The organism is Providencia sp. PROV205 (genome assembly GCF_028479505.1).
GTDB lineage: Bacteria > Pseudomonadota > Gammaproteobacteria > Enterobacterales > Enterobacteriaceae > Providencia > Providencia huaxiensis.
In genome coordinates, this window is sequence record NZ_JAMPNU010000002.1 from 91426 (window position 1) to 109410 (window position 17985).

The 17985-nt window shown below is 41.5% G+C and carries 19 protein-coding genes and 1 other RNA gene; 5 read left to right on the forward strand and 15 right to left on the reverse strand.

All coding sequences use genetic code 11. The annotated features are described in order from the left end of the window. Positions 1–27: 27 nt before the first annotated feature. Together rnpB and PR800_RS02865 are read left to right on the forward strand one after the other, a co-directional pair. An RNA gene (gene rnpB / locus PR800_RS02860) (RNase P RNA component class A) lies at positions 28–401 on the forward strand. Between the two features lie 383 nt (positions 402–784). Next, complete coding sequence (locus tag PR800_RS02865; protein WP_206276421.1) at positions 785–1861, forward strand: 4Fe-4S binding protein; 1077 nt, start codon at positions 785–787, stop codon at positions 1859–1861. Positions 1862–1987: 126 nt separating this feature from the next. On the opposite strand, the gene dagF is transcribed toward PR800_RS02865, so the two are convergent. The 10 genes from dagF to PR800_RS02915 all read right to left on the reverse strand — a co-directional run bounded on the left by dagF (position 1988) and on the right by PR800_RS02915 (position 10893). Beyond that, entirely contained in the window at positions 1988–2728 is a 741-nt protein-coding gene (dagF, locus tag PR800_RS02870) for a 2-dehydro-3-deoxy-phosphogluconate aldolase (RefSeq protein WP_102137907.1), read from the reverse strand. Between the two features lies 1 nt (position 2729). Beyond that, entirely contained in the window at positions 2730–3842 is a 1113-nt protein-coding gene (locus PR800_RS02875; protein ID WP_166264335.1) for a DgaE family pyridoxal phosphate-dependent ammonia lyase, read from the reverse strand. Beyond that, the gene (locus PR800_RS02880) at positions 3826–4965 is read right to left on the reverse strand and encodes an amidohydrolase/deacetylase family metallohydrolase (RefSeq protein ID WP_166264337.1); all 1140 of its coding nucleotides are present in this window, start codon (positions 4963–4965) and stop codon (positions 3826–3828) included. Before PR800_RS02880 ends, PR800_RS02875 begins: the two co-directional genes overlap by 17 nt. A gap of 128 nt (positions 4966–5093) precedes the next feature. Continuing rightward, complete coding sequence (locus tag PR800_RS02885) at positions 5094–5744, reverse strand: DUF4310 family protein (protein ID WP_206276423.1); 651 nt, start codon at positions 5742–5744, stop codon at positions 5094–5096. A gap of 2 nt (positions 5745–5746) precedes the next feature. Next, complete coding sequence (locus PR800_RS02890; RefSeq protein ID WP_102137903.1) at positions 5747–6538, reverse strand: DUF4311 domain-containing protein; 792 nt, start codon at positions 6536–6538, stop codon at positions 5747–5749. A gap of 26 nt (positions 6539–6564) precedes the next feature. Next, complete coding sequence (locus PR800_RS02895) at positions 6565–6861, reverse strand: DUF4312 family protein (protein ID WP_004258180.1); 297 nt, start codon at positions 6859–6861, stop codon at positions 6565–6567. Continuing rightward, positions 6861–7226, reverse strand: coding sequence for an SFCGS family glycine-rich protein (locus tag PR800_RS02900; RefSeq protein ID WP_004258177.1), 366 nt, complete (start codon positions 7224–7226; stop codon positions 6861–6863). The genes PR800_RS02895 and PR800_RS02900 overlap by 1 nt, the downstream gene beginning before the upstream one ends. Positions 7227–7258: 32 nt before the next feature. Then, entirely contained in the window at positions 7259–7597 is a 339-nt protein-coding gene (locus PR800_RS02905; protein WP_102137902.1) for a transcriptional antiterminator, read from the reverse strand. Positions 7598–8079: 482 nt separating this feature from the next. Continuing rightward, positions 8080–10050 carry a BglG family transcription antiterminator gene (locus PR800_RS02910; protein WP_210848197.1) on the reverse strand — a complete coding sequence of 657 codons (1971 nt, stop codon included), beginning with the start codon at positions 10048–10050 and terminating at the stop codon, positions 8080–8082. 141 nt (positions 10051–10191) lie between these two features. Continuing rightward, a complete protein-coding gene (locus PR800_RS02915; RefSeq protein WP_166264343.1) occupies positions 10192–10893 on the reverse strand; it encodes a pirin family protein in 702 nt (233 codons plus the stop codon). Positions 10894–11017: 124 nt separating this feature from the next. Between PR800_RS02915 and PR800_RS02920 the strand changes: the two genes are divergently transcribed. Next, complete coding sequence (locus PR800_RS02920) at positions 11018–11911, forward strand: LysR family transcriptional regulator (RefSeq protein WP_102137899.1); 894 nt, start codon at positions 11018–11020, stop codon at positions 11909–11911. Between the two features lie 437 nt (positions 11912–12348). Here PR800_RS02920 and PR800_RS02925 read toward each other — a convergent pair whose 3' ends face one another. The 5 genes from PR800_RS02925 to PR800_RS02945 form a co-directional block, all read right to left on the reverse strand. Further along, positions 12349–12744: a DoxX family protein gene (locus PR800_RS02925; protein WP_272530162.1), complete on the reverse strand. Its 396-nt coding sequence runs from the start codon at positions 12742–12744 to the stop codon at positions 12349–12351. Positions 12745–12982: 238 nt separating this feature from the next. Continuing rightward, positions 12983–13282, reverse strand: coding sequence for a YqjK-like family protein (locus tag PR800_RS02930; RefSeq protein WP_102137897.1), 300 nt, complete (start codon positions 13280–13282; stop codon positions 12983–12985). Next, positions 13269–13676 (reverse strand): phage holin family protein, encoded by a 408-nt coding sequence (locus tag PR800_RS02935; protein ID WP_166264347.1) that lies wholly within the window; start codon positions 13674–13676, stop codon positions 13269–13271. The genes PR800_RS02930 and PR800_RS02935 overlap by 14 nt, the downstream gene beginning before the upstream one ends. Positions 13677–13682: 6 nt before the next feature. After that, positions 13683–13988, reverse strand: a complete 306-nt coding sequence (locus PR800_RS02940; protein WP_102137895.1) for a DUF883 family protein — start codon at positions 13986–13988, stop codon at positions 13683–13685. A gap of 236 nt (positions 13989–14224) precedes the next feature. Further along, positions 14225–14893 carry a DedA family protein gene (locus PR800_RS02945; protein ID WP_210843462.1) on the reverse strand — a complete coding sequence of 223 codons (669 nt, stop codon included), beginning with the start codon at positions 14891–14893 and terminating at the stop codon, positions 14225–14227. Between the two features lie 614 nt (positions 14894–15507). Here PR800_RS02945 and PR800_RS02950 point away from each other — a divergent pair. Next, positions 15508–16467: a TerC family protein gene (locus PR800_RS02950; protein WP_109911701.1), complete on the forward strand. Its 960-nt coding sequence runs from the start codon at positions 15508–15510 to the stop codon at positions 16465–16467. 263 nt (positions 16468–16730) lie between these two features. Further along, positions 16731–17984, forward strand: a complete 1254-nt coding sequence (sstT, locus tag PR800_RS02955; protein WP_102137892.1) for a serine/threonine transporter SstT — start codon at positions 16731–16733, stop codon at positions 17982–17984. Position 17985: the final 1 nt, after the last annotated feature.

Genomic DNA, 17985 nt, shown 5'->3' on the forward strand with positions numbered 1-17985 from the left:
CACAGTAAAGTGCCTATAATTCGCCGCGGAGTTGGCCAGACAACCGCTGCTTTATCGTAGTCCCTTCGGGAGACGGGTAGAGGGGAGGAAAGTCCGGGCTCCATAGGGCAGGGTGCCAGATAACGTCTGGGAGGCGCGAGCCTACGACTAGTGCAACAGAGAGCAAACCGCCGATGGCCTGTTTACAGGATCAGGTAAGGGTGAAAGGGTGCGGTAAGAGCGCACCGCGCGACTGGTAACAGTTCGTGGCACGGTAAACTCCACCCGGAGCAAGACCAAATAGGGGTTCATATGGTGCGGCCCGCATTGAACTCGGGTAGGTTGCTGGAGCCAGTGCGCAAGTGCTGGCCTAGATGAATGGTTGTCCATGACAGAACCCGGCTTATCGGCCAACTCCACAGATAAATAAAAAAGGTCTATAGCGATATTAATGCTATAGGCCTTTTTTATTACTCGTCATATTTCAGCTTGTAGGGGTGTTGGCTACTCTCAGCTACTCTAGTCACATACTTGTGTATGCTCCTAGAGCTATCTTCGTTTGCCGCCTACCTACAAGCTGAACTATTTAGAGCTGTTTAATTACTAACTTATTAATTTATTCTGTGATTCTGTGATTCTGTGATTCTGTGATTCTGTGATTCTGTTATGCGTTGTAGGCTTATTATTTCCATTTGGTTGTACTCAAACCATCTACATCACAACCCTCTGATGCAAATCAATACGCTCTCTGAATATGTAAATAGAATAGTGGTATTTATAATGCATGTTAAAGAGATGTGCGGACATGATAGAAAAACCACGTATAAGGTACCAACGTCGCCCCGGTACAACAGGAGGAAAGCTCCCTTGGAATGATTGGCGAAACGCGTCAACTTGGCGTAAATTTGTACAGGTAACACTGTTAGCAATTAACCTTTATATCGGTATTACTTTCTATTACTGGGTTCGTTACTACGAAACGGGTGGGGCAACGCTTTATCTTCCTCGCCCTGGTGGAATTGAAGGCTGGCTGCCGATTGCTGGGTTAATGAATTTAAAATATACGTTGGAAACGGGCAGCTTTCCTGTCATTCATGCGGCCTCAATGTTTCTTTTAGTTTCTTTTATCGTGATTAGCTTGCTGTTCAAAAAAGCATTCTGTTCATGGATGTGCCCGATTGGCACAATATCAGAGTACACAGGTAAGTTAGGGAAAAAACTCTTTCGTTATCAAAACCAAATCAGTTTACCTAAATGGCTCGATATCCCTTTAAGAGGCCTAAAATATTTATTATTAGGTTTCTTTCTTTATATTGCATTTTCCATGTCTGCGCAGATGATCCAATATTTTATGATGTCCCCTTATGGGATCATTATTGACGTAAAAATGTTGGATTTCTTTCGCTATATTAGCTTATTTGCGCTTATCACTGTGGTCGTTTTAGTGGTGGCAAGCTTGTTTATTCGTAACGCTTGGTGCCGTTATTTATGTCCTTATGGTGCATTATTAGGGCTATTTTCGTTATTTTCACCGTTTAAAATTCGCAGAAATAGGGAAAGCTGCATTGATTGTGGAAAATGTGCGAAAAATTGCCCGTCACGGATCCCTGTCGACAAGTTAATTACGGTAAGAACAGTGGAGTGCACGGGATGTATGACGTGCGTGGAATCTTGCCCTGTTGCATCAACGCTAGATTTTTCATTGCAAGTGCCAACAAAAAAACGTCAGTTTCGGTTATCGGGTATGCTGATGGCCATTTTAACCTTAGCAATTTTATTTATAACCATTGGAATTGCCATGTATTTTGGCGTTTGGGGTAGCCCAGTGCCTGATAATTATTGGTTTCATATTATACCGAATGCAAGAACGATAGGTCATTAACTCATAGTAAAAAATCCCCCGCTCATATTTGATGAGTGGGGGATTTATTGTTCTGTCATTGTGACAATGACTTATATTATAACGTCTCGCTTATATTTATTTTCTTACTTACTACTCACTACCGCATCAATTAACCGCTTGCTTAACCATCTGCAATAATTGACGCACATCTTCTGGGCGAGTATTGCCCGATTCTTTATCAATGATTGAACTATAAATATGAGGAATGATTTTCTTCACGCCAGCATCGAGGGCAATTTGCAAAATTTCGGCAAAATTATCTAAATCAATACCGCCTGTAGGCTCTAAAGAAAAATCAAATTCAGCACACGCTTTGGCGATGGCTTTATATTCTTCAATATAAGTTAGCCCTTTCATATTAAAGAATTTAACAGAGTCAGCTCCCATATCTTTAAGCATCATAATGGCAGTTTCAATCGGCACAATGCCATCTGGCGCTTGAGAACTTAGTGGGCCAGTAGAAATTTTAACCATACCAACGGTACCTGTTGGTGAAATCAATGCGTTAACGAAGGTTTCATTTTGGCCTAACAATGCACGACTAATCGGTGCACCAGTAAAGACTTGGTTTACGTGCTGTGGCTGAACTTCTTTTGAAATCAACGATACCATAGTGGATTGGTTTGGATCGCCAGCACCAAGGCCAACAGATAACGCATTATCCGTTTCTTGTGCATAAATGCGCATATCAGCAATCGCGCTTTCTAAGTCAGGGTAATTTTTAGATAAAACACCAACAACAACAAAGGTTTCTGCTGCGGCATAGATATCTTTTGCATTTTGATGGCTGCCCGCCAAAACGTTTAAACAGACACGGTCACGATAAAAATTCGGTGACAATTTCATCTTAAATTCCTTCTACTAACAAACGAATATTCTTTGAAATAACATTAAGTTGCTCAGTACTGACACTACGAATGTCAGCTTCTACTTTTCCTTCGTTGGCTTTGTATTCACGGAAGTAAATCGCGGTATCACCTTGCTTTAATTCAGCCATGATTTGGTAAGTGGTTTTGCCTATCGTTTTTTCATCAAAGCTAATTTCAGTGCGAGCAATATCACGTCCCGCAGCATCCCAGACGATTTGGGCGGAGATACCTTTAATCGCATTTAAATCGCTGATGAATTGACTCATTCGATTGACCATCTCTGCGCCCGTCTCTTTTGTCGCAGTGAGATACTGTTCGATAGCAAGGGTGAGGCCCAAAATACCTTCTTTGCCCACTTTCATCGCACGGCCAATACCTTGGCTTTGGCGTTTTACCCACTCAACATACTGTTTTTTACCGATAACAAGGCCGCTTGTTGGGCCTTCAATCGCTTTTGCGCCACTGTAAATCACAATATCACCACCAGCTTGGTAGTAAGCCGTGAGCTCTTCTTCAGCAGCAGCATCAACAATCAGAGGGAGCTGGTGGTCATGAGCCACTTTGGCGGCTTGTTCAACCGTCAACATGCTTTTTTGTACGGTATGGTGCGATTTGATATACAAAATAGCAGCGGTATTGGGGGTGATTTTTGCAGCTAATTGAGCAGCGTTGCACTCATTAGCAAAACCCGCTTCTACCACTTTACCACCACCTAAGCTCACCATTGTGTCGACAGGGGCTCCAAAGTTAACGTTATGGCCTTTAGGTAAAATAATTTCACGTGGAACCACTTTGTCGGATGAATGCAAATTGAGCAGTAAATCATCGTCATCTTGTACAATGACTGCCGCAACCGCTTGTGCAATACCAGCAGAGGCACAGGAAACAACAACAGCAGCTTCAACGTTTAATAGACTAGCAATGTATTCGCCAGTTTTGTTAACTAAGTCTTTAATTTCAAAGTAATTATTTAGACCGTAAGCAACGCGTTCGACAACTTCTGGCGTTGGCGTTGAAACACCAAGGATTGTCATGCGGCCAGAAGCATTAATAACGTGTTTTAACTGATATTTATCATAAATCGATTGCATGTTCGGATTCACCTTGTGCATGAATAATGTGTTTTCCACCGACAATAGCGGCCAACGGTACGAAGCGGTGTGTGCCTATACGCTGTTCGCCTTCTGCATCGGTGAGCTCAGTTTGCTCTTCTTTGAGGTCAAAAAGGGTAATGTCGGCGTCAAAGCCTGGTCTTAAATACCCTTTCGCTGGCAAAGATAAGAAATTGGCCGCTTTTTCGGTCACACAGCGAAGCACTTGTTCCGCACTAAAACCCATACACAGGAATTTAGTCATCACAAAAGCGAGACTATAAACTGGGCCATTAACGCGGTTGCGGTGGTAAATATCTGAACTGATGATGTCAGGGTAAGTGCCGATACGCATTGCTTGTTCGGCAACTTTAAAGCTGAAACTTTCACCACCATGGCCAACATCCAATATGACACCGCGCGCTAAAGCGCGAGCTATTGACGGTTTTAGATAGCCATCTTCGCCTAAAATTTTATTGGGTTTACCGTTAAAGCAGTGAGTGATGATATCGCCGCGCGTCAGTAAGTCAGCGACTTCATCGATATCCGGTGGGTTGTTGCCAATGTGTACCATGAGTGGAAGATGATGTTTTTTTTGCATTTCTTTGGCTTTAACCAGTGGGGCAATGCCATTTTCACCCACCACGCTTTTACTCATACGGGCTTTCATACCAACGACAAAGCCTGAGTGGCGTTCGATAGCGTCTTGAAAGCAGGTTTCATTGATGTTGTTCATATCGGACAGTTCATTTTGTGCAATGATGCCAATACGCGAAATATTCAGTAGAGAAAAGACATTCGTTTTTGATTTCTGGGTGAGCTGATAAAATTTATCAATATCATCAGCACCGACACTACCTGCATCAACCAGTGAGGTAACTCCGCCAGCGGCTCCTGCTAAATCAGGGTCATCGAAGTAAATAGGTGACTCAACAAAGCAATGAGCATGAGAGTCAATCCACCCAGCACTGACATAAGTTTTTCCTTGTAGGTCAATGACTTTTTCGGCTTGCTGATTATTCGCTAACTCAGGGCCTGCCGCTTCGATTTTTCCATCTCTAATAAGAATGTCGATTATGGTGCCATCGATACATTTGCCATGCTTGATGATTAGGGTGTACATAGTTGTCCTCTTTATGATGTCAACCGCAGCGTTGTTGGTTACTCTTATGCTACTCTTTGAACTATTTCGAGCCTGTTTTTAATGATGTTATTTAGTAACCCGGAGCAGATGCTCCGGGAGGATACGAGTTAGGCGACGATTGGGAAGAAATAACCGAACAACATCGCCCCTAAAATTGCCCCGCCGGCAACGGGTTTTTGCCATACATAGAAAATCAATGCGCCAATTAAAGAGCCAATTCCGATTGGAATGGATGCGGCCATCGCGGCTAAAATAATTAGTGGACCTAAGAAACGGCCGGAGGTATTACCCGCACCCATCATGACGTCAGCACCAAAGGTTGAGTTAGCCTGAGCAATCGTGAATTTGCGTGCAAATACAATCAGTAAGCCGATTAATACGCCAAGGAATAAGCCAGTTATTAACGACATCCAGAAGTTAGTGACTAAAAAATCCCAACCCGCGGCTAAAAATAAGGCGGGAACACCGAGGCCAATACCGGTTTGTAGCGCGCCACCGATATCTAAAATACCTACCAGTGAGCCTTCGATAATCCGAGCAAATAGGAAACTCGCACCAAATGCGGCAACCGCACCATAAACTCCGGTATCTAAGCCCGCACGTAACATGGCGACGAACGCCACTTCGTTAAATGCTCCAAAGCCGTAGACGACATACATGTGGGTACCTGCGAAGATCCCTGCTGATAACAGCCCAACAAAAATCGGGAAGGACCACTCTGCATACCAAAAATCTTGTTTGTTAATTTCAGTTGTCATGATTATTTCCCGCTCAGCAGACCGTGGACGTATTCAAGCCACAATGGTTTATCTAGGTTGAAAGAGGTGATCATCTTCAGGTCGAATTCACGGAAGAAGCCGCTAAGAACAAACAGCAGAACGACTGTTACCATCATTGTGCGAGTGATACGGTTCCAGCCGTTGTCATCAACGCCTTTACCGATCAAGATACCTAAAACTAAACCAGGGATGGCATTACCCATGATTAATTGGGCACAACCACCAAATAGCGTTGCCCAGAAACCTGAACGGCGGCCTGCATCCATAGCGGCTAACCAGAAGATAACTGGCATCACTGTGTTAACGAGCAAGTTTGCGGCAGGCACTAGTACGTTAATGGCTGTTGTTTGCAGAGCAGCCGGAACTGCAGAAGCGGTAGTGTTCAAGAAGGCAACAACGAGTGCCCCGATGATGGCACAAGCGATAGCCATTTTTTTCGGGTTATGCAGTGTGTCAGCAACGCTACGGTTTTTGGTTAGTAACGCTGCGGCCCCCCAGTTTGGGATGATGCGGTGGTCAACGTCTTGTGTAAATGCCCCTGCAGCAACTGACGATGCCCATGCGTTAAAGAAGAACCCTAAGCCGAAAGAAAAGTGAGATGCGGGATCGCCTTCACAAGCGTTCAGCTCACCCAATGTACGGAATGCCCCCATGCCCTGTATGGTTGGCGCGTGGAACATACGCGCAGCCCCTGCGCCTAAGCCAAAGCCGCAGAGCCCACCGATGATTAGGGACATACCCAATATTTCTAAAAAAGATGCAGTTTCACTCATGGAATTAACTCCAGACCTGATTGCTATTATTGTTCTGTAAATGGTATTTCGTTGACAGAAAGTAAAGTGACATCCAGCGAAACGTCGAGTACAACACGAAAATGTTCACGTTTGCGTGGCAAAAAGAGAAAGAGAAATTTTTCTGTCCGCGAATGAGAGTGAGCACTAATCACTTCAACATCCTTTGGTTCTATCCGTAGGATGATGTCTGTGCTGTTTTTAAGTACGGTTTTTTGAATTGAATTTAAGGCGTCAGCTATCGCTTTTTGCTTAGTGTCGCCTTGCCCTGTTACCCGCACAACCGTTTCGATAGATTTTTTCATTAAGCGTTGCCGTATTTTTTATTGAATGCTTTTACCAAGCGCTCGCCTAACTCTTCCTTGTCCATAAAACCGAAACCTAATACATTGCAACCGTCTGCAATCGCGGTTTCTCCCTCTTCAATAGAGCGCATCCCATAGCGAGCTTTATAGCCATATTTCGTTTGAGCGGTAATTGCGCCAGCGCCACCACTACCACAAAATGAGATACCTAAATCAGCTTGCTCTGCGTTCATGACATCACCGAGTTTCATGTCAGCAGCGACACCCGGAACAACAACAGCTTTACCACCTGCAGCTTCAACACCTGCAGCCACTTTTTGGCCTTTACCTAAACGGTCACCGATAACAACAACTATCTGTTTCATAAAATATTCTCCAAATCCTACAAAATTAGTAATTAATCATTTGAACGTGCGACTTCAAAGTGAACAGAGAGTAAATAGGTCTCTTCAGGTGCTAAACCGGGAAGTGTGTCAACGACCCGTTGTGCGAGCGTAATCGAATGTTCAGAAATTTCATCGAATAGGCTGATATCGACTTCTGGTAAGGCTTCACCCGTTTTTGCTCTACCGACCATGGCACGTAAATGAGACTCCAACATTTGTTGTTGTACATCTGTGGTATAGCAGCCCTCCTGCTTGAGCCAGTCAGTAATCACTGCTAGCAGTTTTTGTGTCACCTCATCAATATCAAGGTTATGTTCTAACATTTTAAAAACGACAACTGATTCACTCATAACTATTTAAAATCCAAAGTAATATTGCAAGTTAGACTACTCTGTTCCTTCATGTCTTATACATTAGACGCTTATTCGTATTTTTTGCAGGCAGGGAATTTCCACTTGTAAGTGGAAATTTTTTGGAAGCTAATGAGTGTATATTTGGTGTGTTTTTTGTTCTATTTGGAAGTTAAGTGGAAGAATTGATATTAATCAACTCTCTGAAAAGGATGAAAATAACAATACTTTGAATAAAATATGTTATTTATCAATTGATTATTTTTTTAACTAAAAAATGGAAATAAAAAAATGAACTGGAAAGGAAAGTGGAAATTATAAATGGAAATTATTTCACATTAGTTGTAATTGCTTCCACTTAGTCGTTTTGTGTGTAAAACAGGCCGTTTAGGATAGGAAAATATTTGCGAGAGTTGTGGTTAGGATCACGTAAAAATCAGCAACCTCCTCTTTTCCGCTAAAAAGTGGAAGTTGCTATCAAATTAAAGGATACGCGCCAAGCTATCTTTAGCTATCACCTGGAATTCATTGAAATTTTTGACGCTGACTAAGCGACGAGTCGTTTTTTCTTTTACAAAGGTAACGAATAAATCATAAATAGCCATTGCTTCTTCATAGTCTGTTTTACTTATCGCGAGTAAGAAAATGACATAAGCGTTCTCTTTGGTTTCTTTATTCCACTCAATGCCTTTGGGGGCGACAACGGTTGCAACTACCGTTTTATTGGCAAGTAGCCCTAAAGAGTGGGGCAATGCAATGCCTTCCCCGAGCAATGTGGAAACAATTGACTCACGCTCTTGCAGTGAAGGGTAAAAATCGGGTGTGACATAGCCTTCTTGCTGTAATTTATGGCAAACCATTTGAAAGAGCGCTTCTTGGCTAATTTTTTCATTAATGACCATGAAGAACCGTTCATCAAAAAAACGCTCAATAATGTAAGGGCGGGTTTGGTCAACCATCGCTAGGCGGCCAACTTGCTCTAGCTGATAGGGGGTCGGAAAAGGCGCGATTTTAATGACAGGCTTGTTTTTCTCTGAAATTCGCACCGTGGTAATGACGAAATCTTCAGAGACTTCATCCAAGGACTCGTACTCTTGTAACGTTAACCCTCGGCTAAATTTGAGCTGTGGAAATTCACGCATGATTTTAGATTCAACCACGCGAAACGTAGAGTTTCCTGCATCTGTTACCACCAGTACTTCCGTTTGTCGTATTGAGCCTGCGCCATAATTTCTTTCAAGACTGACACCGATATGCACCGCTAAATAACCTAATTCGTCCTCGCTGATTGGATGAGGGAGTAACTGCTTGCTGGCACTGGTCAATGCGCTTAGTGTGACGTCATAGGCAAAAGGATAATATTGTTTTATATCAGAAAGTAATGGATTTGGTGTGGAAATATGGTATTGCAAGCGAGTGATTAACGCAGCGAGATGTGTATTGAGATCTTTTTTGAGCTTTTCATCGTTACGCAAATCATAATTATATAATTCATTAATATAATTTAAAATATATTCGCATAGCTCATTATGCGTTCCATTTTTTTGCGTGCTAGAGTCTTGGTGACTAATGCGTTGGGCGATAATTTGGTCATGTAAATAGCTAAGTTCTGCCCCTGAAAGGTCATTACCAAGGAAGTAGATCAATCCTTTAGATATTTCACCACAGGCTTTGCGGATCGCTTCTTCACTGTCATCATCTTTGACAGCAGTGGTGAGTTCATGGCCGCGAGTGATGCGTAAAATAGTGACTGCACAATTAAAAACCAAGTACAAATGCCCTTCATTACTAATGCGAATATCAAAGCGATTCATACTGTTATGCAAAACTTTATCGATATATGTCAGGTCTAAATTATCAAGGCAATCAGGACGGAAAGTGGATAAATCAGGCGTTATCTGTGCGGAATAACGACGCCATAAAGTTTCGGTCATACAAGCTCGAACCGCCCACTCGCTACCGTTTAAACGAATGCCTTGATGAGGAATACTTTCTAACGCAATTTGGTATTTCTGAAGCTGTTCTCGCACCGCGCCCATATCTTGTTGTAAAGTGCCTCGGCTGATAAACCACTCTTCAGCGATATCATCAAGCTTTACGGGGAGTGATAGCATTAAGAGTTTTAATAACAGGGCATCAATGCGCTCTTTGCTCGTACGAGGAATATGATTGTCTTCATCATTTTGCTGCGTAAAAGTAGCAAATAGGGCTTCATCTTCAATTTTCAACCGGTAACCACGACCTCGCTCATACACAATATGTGCACTATATGGCTGTATCAATTCATTGATTTCATTGATATCAGAACGAATAGTTCGAGTAGAAACCGAAAAGTTTTTTGCTAATTCGTCTTGAGGCACAACCTCATTAAGAATTTGAGCAAAAATTTGATTATGTCGCTGTTGAGTGAATAGAGCCACGGAAACACCTTTAAAATCAAAACAAAAAAGCATTTGAGCAAGAAAATTACGTGTTTTTTGCTCGCTAATGGCAGGACTCTAACACAAGCATGTCAATATGTAGGATATGTAAATCATGAAATTTGCGAATCCGTTCGCAAAATTCATGCTGTTATAGCTGGAAGGGGGGAGTTTTTATTCCCCAAGGTCGATTAACAGGCCTCTAAACGGTTTATCTGCACTAATGATGACTTGATTATCGTCTTGGATAAACGCCCCGTCATTGCAATTCATTCCTAACTGCTCGCCTTTTGGTGTACGCAATGTTGCTCCACCATGTATAGATTGAAGGAATGAGTTTCTTCCTTTTAGCGTTATCGCTGATGATTCATTGGCCGCCAAATGAATTTGGGTGATCCAAATTTGTTGACGTAATTGAATACTTTCCTCCTCTCCATCAGGAGATGCGATAAGTTTGTTCTCATTTTCATTAATGGTTATTTTTTGCAAAGGTAACGATTCTTGCTGTGGGCAAGCATTTAGCCAGAGCTGTAAACGCGTTAGCGGTGTTTTGGGACACACATTTTGTTCACTGTAGCTGAGGTCTGGGCGCGGTGAAAAACGCACACATTCACCTTCATTCGCTTGGATAGTATTACCTGAACTATCACGATACTCCGCATGCCCTTTTAGGATGATATTTAAGATATCGACATGTGGGTAGGTTCTTGGCTGTAATGCATTTTGTGGCGCGATAACTTCTTGATTCAGCACTCTGAGTGTTTTAAAACCCATAAAGTCTGGGTCAAAATAATGACCAAATGAAAAGGAATAACGCGCTTGTAGCCAACCATAATCAGCTTTGCCGCAATGATTAGCGGGTCTTAGTATCATCATAATGGTTAACCCCCTATCGAAAATAAATAAGTTAATAATCTATTGTTATAATAAATAGCTGGACGTTGAATTGTTAGCCAGTTAATCTGTTTCCCTTATTCAAATTTCCTGAAAGAGAAGCTTCATGAGTAAAGAGAGAGCATTAACACTTGAATCATTAAGGGTTATGGATGCAATCGACCGCCGTGGTAGTTTTGCTGCAGCCGCTGAAGAATTGGGGCGAGTTCCTTCTGCGCTGAGTTATACCATGCAAAAATTAGAAGAAGAGCTCGATGTCATTTTATTTGACCGTTCAGGGCATAGAACTAAGTTTACTAATGTCGGTAGGATGTTACTTGATAGAGGGAGGATCCTACTTGAAGCCGCTGATAAGCTAACATCTGATGCAGAAGCCCTGGCAAAAGGATGGGAAACGCATTTAACCATCGTGTGCGAGGCGCTAGTTCCTGCTCATTCTCTTTTTCCGCTGGTGGAACGATTGGCGGAAAAATCAGAAACACAGTTATCTTTAATTACTGAGGTTTTAGCGGGCGCATGGGAGCGCCTTGAAAGTGGTAAAGCGGATATCGTGATTGCCCCTGATATGCATTTCCGATCATCTTCAGAGATTAACTCTAAATCGTTATATACCATTAATCATATTTACGTGGCGAGCCCGGATCATCCCATTCACCAAGAGCCAGAACCGTTATCTGATGCGACTCGAGTGAAGTACCGTGGGATCGCAGTGGCTGATACCGCACGTGAGCGGCCTGTGATAACGGTGCAGTTGTTGGATAAGCAACAACGATTAACGGTGTCGACGATTGAAGATAAACACAATGCACTGTTGGCCGGCCTTGGTGTTGCGACGATGCCGTACCCAATGGTTGAGCAAGATATTCGTGAAGGGCGTTTGAAGGTGGTTGGCGCTGAGTTTAGCCATGAGACGAATATTATTATGGCGTGGCGTAGAGATAGTATGGGGGAGGCTAAGTCGTGGTGTCTCCGAGAGATCCCAAAATTATTTAGAGTGTAAACTCGTTATATTTTGAGCCGTAGGGGTGTTGGCTTTATTGAGTCACCCGAGTCACATACTTATGTATGCTCACGGGATGACTCAATTTGCCGCCTACCTACAACTCAAACTATTTAGAGTTTACGAGTAGGGTTTGCTGGTTGCGATTCAAAAGAGTAAAACTAGCTCAGTTGTAGCACGAATTATTTAGAAGTTAGCCCGTAGCTGAAAAAATAAATTGAGACTCATTTGCCGCCTACTTACAACTCAAACTATTTAGAGTTTACGAGTAGGGTTTGATTATGCAGCCCCCTAAAACAATAACTGAGAACTCCTTACCCAAATAAATTTCCTTCAGCTGAGCCAAAACCTTTATTTTAGGCAAAAAAATACCTCCCGAAGGAGGTACAAATTGGACAAAAATAAACTAAATCAATAAGGGTGTAATGAAATCGGAGTTACCATTTTTTATTTAATAAATGGTCAATACTAAATTTCCCTGGGCCAGTCACAGCTAACAGTAAGAAACCGCCTGCAATAGTAAAGTTTTTCATAAACATTAAGCTATTTGGTGCCACGCTAAAGTCGATATGGAACAGTAGCGCCGTTAATACGGTAAAGCCTGCAGTAAATAGGGCTACAGTTCGTGTTAAGAAACCAAATAGAATGGCTAAACCGCCACCAAGTTCTAATAAAATGGTTAAAGGTAATAAAAAGCCTGGAACACTCATTGCTTGCATGTATTGCTGTGTTCCTGCGTATGCATCTCCCAGTTTTCCATACCCAGCAACAATGAACAGAATTGGCATCATAATACGAGCTAACAATACCGCACCACTTTCTAAATTTTTCATTAAGATTCTCCAGACTAATAAGCCATTAAATATAAATTATTTGCGATATGTGTCGCTTTGTAATGTTGTTTTCAGCACAAATAGGCAAGAAAACATTTGATGGACTTATAGTAGTCATTTGCTTTTTCAATAAAAAGCAAAGCTTATTAACAAAGATGGTCAAAAAAATTGAATGGAGATGGAGGGGGAACTAGCTAAAGTGAAGAGGTTTAATTTAACATATTGATTTTAATTGAAACTATTTCTTTCCTGCATTGATCGTACTTTGAATTGTTCTTGCTATGCCCCACATCGTGAAGGCTTTTTTCCCTAATTGGAGTATGCGCTGTGGTCTTTTCAGTGAATAAATTGAAAGCAGGCCTGTTGCCGCAATAAATAAAGGGCGGAAGGTAACCAAGGTTTTCCATGTGCGGTCATAAGGGGCTGTCACATGTAGCCAATCTTCAGAACTTGCAGCAAGGTCGCTCCGTTGCTGCTCAATTCTGTTGAGTAATCGCTGTTTTTTTGCGGCAAGTAATTGGCGTTTATTTCTGGTCATTATCCTTACCTGCTAATGCACTTGCATCTTGGCTTAATTGCTCCCGTGTGGAGCTCAATAAGGTAGATTGCTTCGCTTTTTTGAGGGCCCAAATAGCAAAAATAATGGCGAGTAGAACTAAACATCCTGTTGTTATCGCCAGGGCTTGATAACGATAAACAGGGTCTACAGACCAAAAAATGAGTCCAATTAGACACATTAGACCAAAAGCAGTAAAAAGAAGCGCTAGCCCAACTAACAATAGCAGTTGGATAAAATTAACTTTTTCTTCTTCAAGCTCAACAGCAATGAGCTGAAGGCGAGTTTCAACAATATTAACGGTGATACTCGCGATACGCTGTAGTATTTCAAGGACCCCTTTACCGGGGCCCTGACGTTGTTGATTTTGTTCCATAAGTCATTAACGTTTCGCGAGAAGTACGCCAAGAACCACACCAACAGCAGCACCGATACCGATACCAGTCCATGGGTTTTCTTTGACATAGTTGTCTGCGCGGCCCGCAATTTCTTTAGTTTGTTCAGTGATCCTTTCAGTCGTTTGACCGAGTTTAGCGCGAGATGAGCAAAGTGCGTCTTTCGCTTTGGATTTCAAGCTTTCAATCTCTTCTTTCGATTTCTCGCCTGTATCATTCAATACAGCTTCAAGAGAGTCAGCTAACGCTTTGAGTTCTGCGCGTAGGTCTTCTGATGAATGATTTGATGACATGTAGAACCTCCTATCAATAGAAAAGAAACTTCACTGTATTAACAATAACCGTTTTTACATTAAGTGCAATGAGTTATTCAACAATAAATTGTGGGCTCAGAAAAAATGTAAAAAACAGTATTAATAGAAATATCTTTATTTTCAATTGGTTATTTTTATCGTGATGAACCGAAACATTGAGAGGTAAAATTAAGTAAAAATGAAAATGCGGGAACAGGGCGTTCCCGCACGGAGGATTAATTTGCTTTTTTATTTGAGAACTTTTTCTTGACGACAACGGCAATGCTACCAATTAGGCCAAGGATCAGTAGCCCTACAGGGATCAACATCAAAATATTCATAATATGATGTTCATATTGTAGGAAAATAGGGCTTTTACCAAAGCCATAACCAATCGCAGTCAAAATTAACACCCACAGTAAGCCACTTAACCAATTAAATACTTGGAAACGACCATTTTGCAAGCCTGCAAGACCTGCGATAGTTGGAAGTAGTGTTCTGACAAAAGCTAAAAAACGGCCAATTAATAAGGCAGCAAGGCCATGACGGTGGAACAAGCCATAAGCACGTTGGTGGTAGTGTTCAGGTAAGTGCGCTAGCCAGCCTTTAACAATTCGTGTGTTACCCAGCCATCGCCCTTGTATATAACCAACCCAGCAGCCTAAACTGGCACCAGCGGTTAAAATTACGATGGTGAGCGGATAACTTAACGCGCCTTTAGCGATGAGTACACCAACTAAAATCAATAAGCTATCACCAGGTAAAAACGCTGCAGGCAATACCCCATTTTCAAGAAACAAGATAGCGAACAGCATGAAGTAAATCGACCACACTAACGCAGGGTTAGATAAGGTGACATAATCTTGGTGCCAAAGGGCGAAAAAAAGTTCTTTAACTAATTCCATTAATGTTTCCTAAACGGCAATAACAGCAACAAACTTGTTGTTGGGCAGGGAGAAATGGATTAAGTGAATGCCAAAGTGAAAGTAGTGTTTCCTCAGGCTGTTAGTGTAAAACACGCTCACTTTAACAAAACAGAAAATAACTAAACAGCAAATTTTAAGCTTATTTTTAGAATTCAATTAAGTTTTGGTTTATTTTTACAATTTATCGTGAGGTATGTAACGATGTAAAGTGCTTAAAAACGGCTTTTAGCCTGTTTTTTTCTCAGAGTATGCGAAATATACTGGTTAATTTATCTTTTAATGTAAAAAAATAACGATAAAACAATAACGGCTAATTATTGCATTTTAAGACTATTTACCGTATCTTATCGCCATAGCAAAGGGGAGTAACTTCTTCTTGTCGGTTTATCGTCATTACGGTGTACATATTACACCCGGTAGCCGAGCACCACAGTTCCCTATTTTCGGGGTGTTTGTGTTGTAAGTGAGACCTTGCCAGAAGGCGAGGTTTGCTCATAATTTACAACCAAAAGAAATAACTTGTGGTTAACGAATTTTAAGCGGCTGATGTCTTCTGGATATCAGCCGCTTTTTTGTTTTTAAGGGAAAGGAAAATGCACTCAGTTGGTAACCCAATTTTATGGGGTAGTTTTGCCGTTATTATTTTACTTATGTTACTCATTGATTTGTTCTGGCAAGGGAAACACAAAGGCCAAGCAATGTCGATGAAACAAGCTGCGGCTTGGAGTATTGTGTGGGTAACGCTTTCACTGCTCTTTGCAGCAGGCTTTTGGTGGTATCTTAATGAGAACGTAGGACGTGAGTTTGCCGATAGCCAAACCATGGCGTTCTTAACGGGTTATTTATTAGAAAAAGCATTAGCTGTCGATAACGTATTCGTCTGGTTAATGTTATTTAGTTATTTCGCGATCCCAGCCAATTTACAGCGTCGCGTGTTGGTCTATGGAGTATTGGGCGCTATCGTACTTCGTACGATTATGATTTTTGCAGGTAGTTGGTTAGTCACACAATTTAGCTGGATTTTATATGTATTTGGCTTGTTCTTGCTATTTACGGGTTTGAAAATGGCTTTTGCTAAAGAAGATGACTCGCCAATTACGGATAAACCGTTAGTAAAATGGGTTCGTTCTCATTTACGTATGACGGATGAATTGCATGGTGAGAAATTCTTTATTAAACGTAATGGTGTCCTGTTTGCGACCCCACTTATTTTAGTACTGATCTTAGTTGAGATTAGTGATGTGATATTTGCAGTGGACAGCATACCCGCTATTTTTGCGGTAACAACTGACCCATTCATTGTTTTAACATCGAATTTATTTGCTATTTTAGGCCTGCGAGCCATGTACTTCTTGTTGTCTGGGGTTGCTGAGAAGTTCTCAATGCTAAAATACGGTTTAGCAGTGATTTTAAGCTTTATCGGTATAAAAATGCTGTTAATTGATATTTTTCATATTCCAACGCCGATTTCGTTGGGGGTGATTGCGTCAATCTTAGTCGTAACGTTAATCATTAATGCCATTGTTAATAAACGTAACGAAGCAAAAAGTTAATTTAACTTTTTCACTTTTAAATCCTCTACTGTAAAAGTAGGGGATTTTTTTTAACTCTATGAAAATACTCAACCATTTTACTCCTCTCATTCTACTATAAGAAACAAAACTCTATTGAGATCACAGTTATGTAAAATGTTTGTTAAACAAAATCAATCATTGTGTATATTTTGAATAATTGCCTTTTCAGGCGACTATTATTCCTTATACTTGCTGTGCAAACACATTTAATTCCTAATAAAGATAAATAATATAGGTCTATTATGGATACAAATAAAACAGGGTTATGGCGAGTTATTAGCCAAGGTAGTCTAGTCAAGCAGATACTGGTTGGCTTGATAGCAGGTATTTTGCTTGCATGGTTATGGCCATCTGCTGCAAAAAATGTCGGGTTGTTAGGGGATTTATTCGTTAGTGCATTAAAGGCTGTTGCGCCTGTATTAGTATGGGTGTTAGTGATGTCATCCATTGCTAACCACCGCCAAGGGCAAAAAACCAATATCAAACCCATACTGGTCTTATATATTTTGGGAACATTTTTTGCCGCGGTTGTCGCTGTTATTGGTTCTTTCCTATTTCCATCAAATTTAGTGTTAGTGGTCGGTGATACACAGCTAAATCCTCCGGGAAATATTGCTGAAGTGTTAAAAGGTTTGCTAATCAATATATTTGCGAACCCTATCGATGCACTGATTAAGGGCAATTATATTGGTATTTTAGCGTGGGCGATTGGGTTGGGTATTGCACTGCGCCATGCAAATGAAACCACAAAAAATTTAGTTCATGATTTTTCTAATGCAGTAACACAGCTGGTACGTGTTGTGATCCGCTTAGCGCCTTTAGGGATTTTTGGCTTGGTTGCTTCAACTATCGCAACGACAGGTTTTTCAACCTTAAAAGGTTATATCCACGTTCTCGCAGTTTTAATTGGCTGTATGTTGATTGTTGCTTTGGTTGTTAACCCACTGATTGTCTATTGGAAAATGAAGCGCAACCCATACCCATTAGTTTTAGCTTGCTTACGTGAAAGCGGGGTAACGGCATTCTTTACGCGTAGTTCCGCAGCAAATATTCCTGTGAATATGGGGATGTGCCGTCGTATGAATCTGCACGAAGATACCTACTCTGTTTCTATCCCATTAGGCGCAACCATCAATATGGCAGGCGCAGCGGTAACGATTACAGTGCTGACGTTAGCCGCGGTACACACTTTAGGTATTCCTGTTGATATCCCAACAGCATTACTATTAAGTGTAGTGGCCGCAGTCTGTGCGTGTGGCGCTTCTGGGGTTGCGGGCGGCTCACTGTTATTGATCCCATTAGCTTGTAACATGTTTGGTATTTCAAATGAGATTGCGATGCAAGTGGTTGCGGTTGGTGTGATGATTGGCGTGTTACAGGATTCAGTCGAAACAGCGCTTAACTCTTCAACTGACGTGTTATTTACTGCGGCTGTGTGCATAGCGGAAGATGAAAAACTGGCTAACGCTGAAGCACGGTTATCTCACCGCGATTAAT

Bases quoted from the DNA above. Each gene is read 5' to 3' on its own strand.
- PR800_RS02900 (WP_004258177.1), bottom strand. From the start codon at position 7,226: ATGAAACAGATAGTTGTTGTTATCGGTGACCGTTTAGGTAAAGGCCAA.
- PR800_RS02885 (WP_206276423.1), bottom strand. From the start codon at position 5,744: ATGACAACTGAAATTAACAAACAAGATTTTTGGTATGCAGAGTGGTCC.
- PR800_RS02940 (WP_102137895.1), bottom strand. From the start codon at position 13,988: ATGTCATCAAATCATTCATCAGAAGACCTACGCGCAGAACTCAAAGCG.
- PR800_RS02910 (WP_210848197.1), bottom strand. From the start codon at position 10,050: ATGCTTTTTTGTTTTGATTTTAAAGGTGTTTCCGTGGCTCTATTCACT.
- PR800_RS02875 (WP_166264335.1), bottom strand. From the start codon at position 3,842: ATGCAATCGATTTATGATAAATATCAGTTAAAACACGTTATTAATGCT.
- PR800_RS02895 (WP_004258180.1), bottom strand. From the start codon at position 6,861: ATGAAAAAATCTATCGAAACGGTTGTGCGGGTAACAGGGCAAGGCGAC.
- PR800_RS02920 (WP_102137899.1), top strand. From the start codon at position 11,018: ATGAGTAAAGAGAGAGCATTAACACTTGAATCATTAAGGGTTATGGAT.
- PR800_RS02930 (WP_102137897.1), bottom strand. From the start codon at position 13,282: ATGACCAGAAATAAACGCCAATTACTTGCCGCAAAAAAACAGCGATTA.
- PR800_RS02945 (WP_210843462.1), bottom strand. From the start codon at position 14,893: ATGGAATTAGTTAAAGAACTTTTTTTCGCCCTTTGGCACCAAGATTAT.
- PR800_RS02905 (WP_102137902.1), bottom strand. From the start codon at position 7,597: ATGAGTGAATCAGTTGTCGTTTTTAAAATGTTAGAACATAACCTTGAT.
- PR800_RS02865 (WP_206276421.1), top strand. From the start codon at position 785: ATGATAGAAAAACCACGTATAAGGTACCAACGTCGCCCCGGTACAACA.
- PR800_RS02880 (WP_166264337.1), bottom strand. From the start codon at position 4,965: ATGTACACCCTAATCATCAAGCATGGCAAATGTATCGATGGCACCATA.
- PR800_RS02915 (WP_166264343.1), bottom strand. From the start codon at position 10,893: ATGATGATACTAAGACCCGCTAATCATTGCGGCAAAGCTGATTATGGT.
- PR800_RS02925 (WP_272530162.1), bottom strand. From the start codon at position 12,744: ATGAAAAATTTAGAAAGTGGTGCGGTATTGTTAGCTCGTATTATGATG.
- PR800_RS02950 (WP_109911701.1), top strand. From the start codon at position 15,508: ATGCACTCAGTTGGTAACCCAATTTTATGGGGTAGTTTTGCCGTTATT.
- PR800_RS02890 (WP_102137903.1), bottom strand. From the start codon at position 6,538: ATGAGTGAAACTGCATCTTTTTTAGAAATATTGGGTATGTCCCTAATC.
- sstT (WP_102137892.1), top strand. From the start codon at position 16,731: ATGGATACAAATAAAACAGGGTTATGGCGAGTTATTAGCCAAGGTAGT.
- PR800_RS02935 (WP_166264347.1), bottom strand. From the start codon at position 13,676: ATGGAACAAAATCAACAACGTCAGGGCCCCGGTAAAGGGGTCCTTGAA.
- dagF (WP_102137907.1), bottom strand. From the start codon at position 2,728: ATGAAATTGTCACCGAATTTTTATCGTGACCGTGTCTGTTTAAACGTT.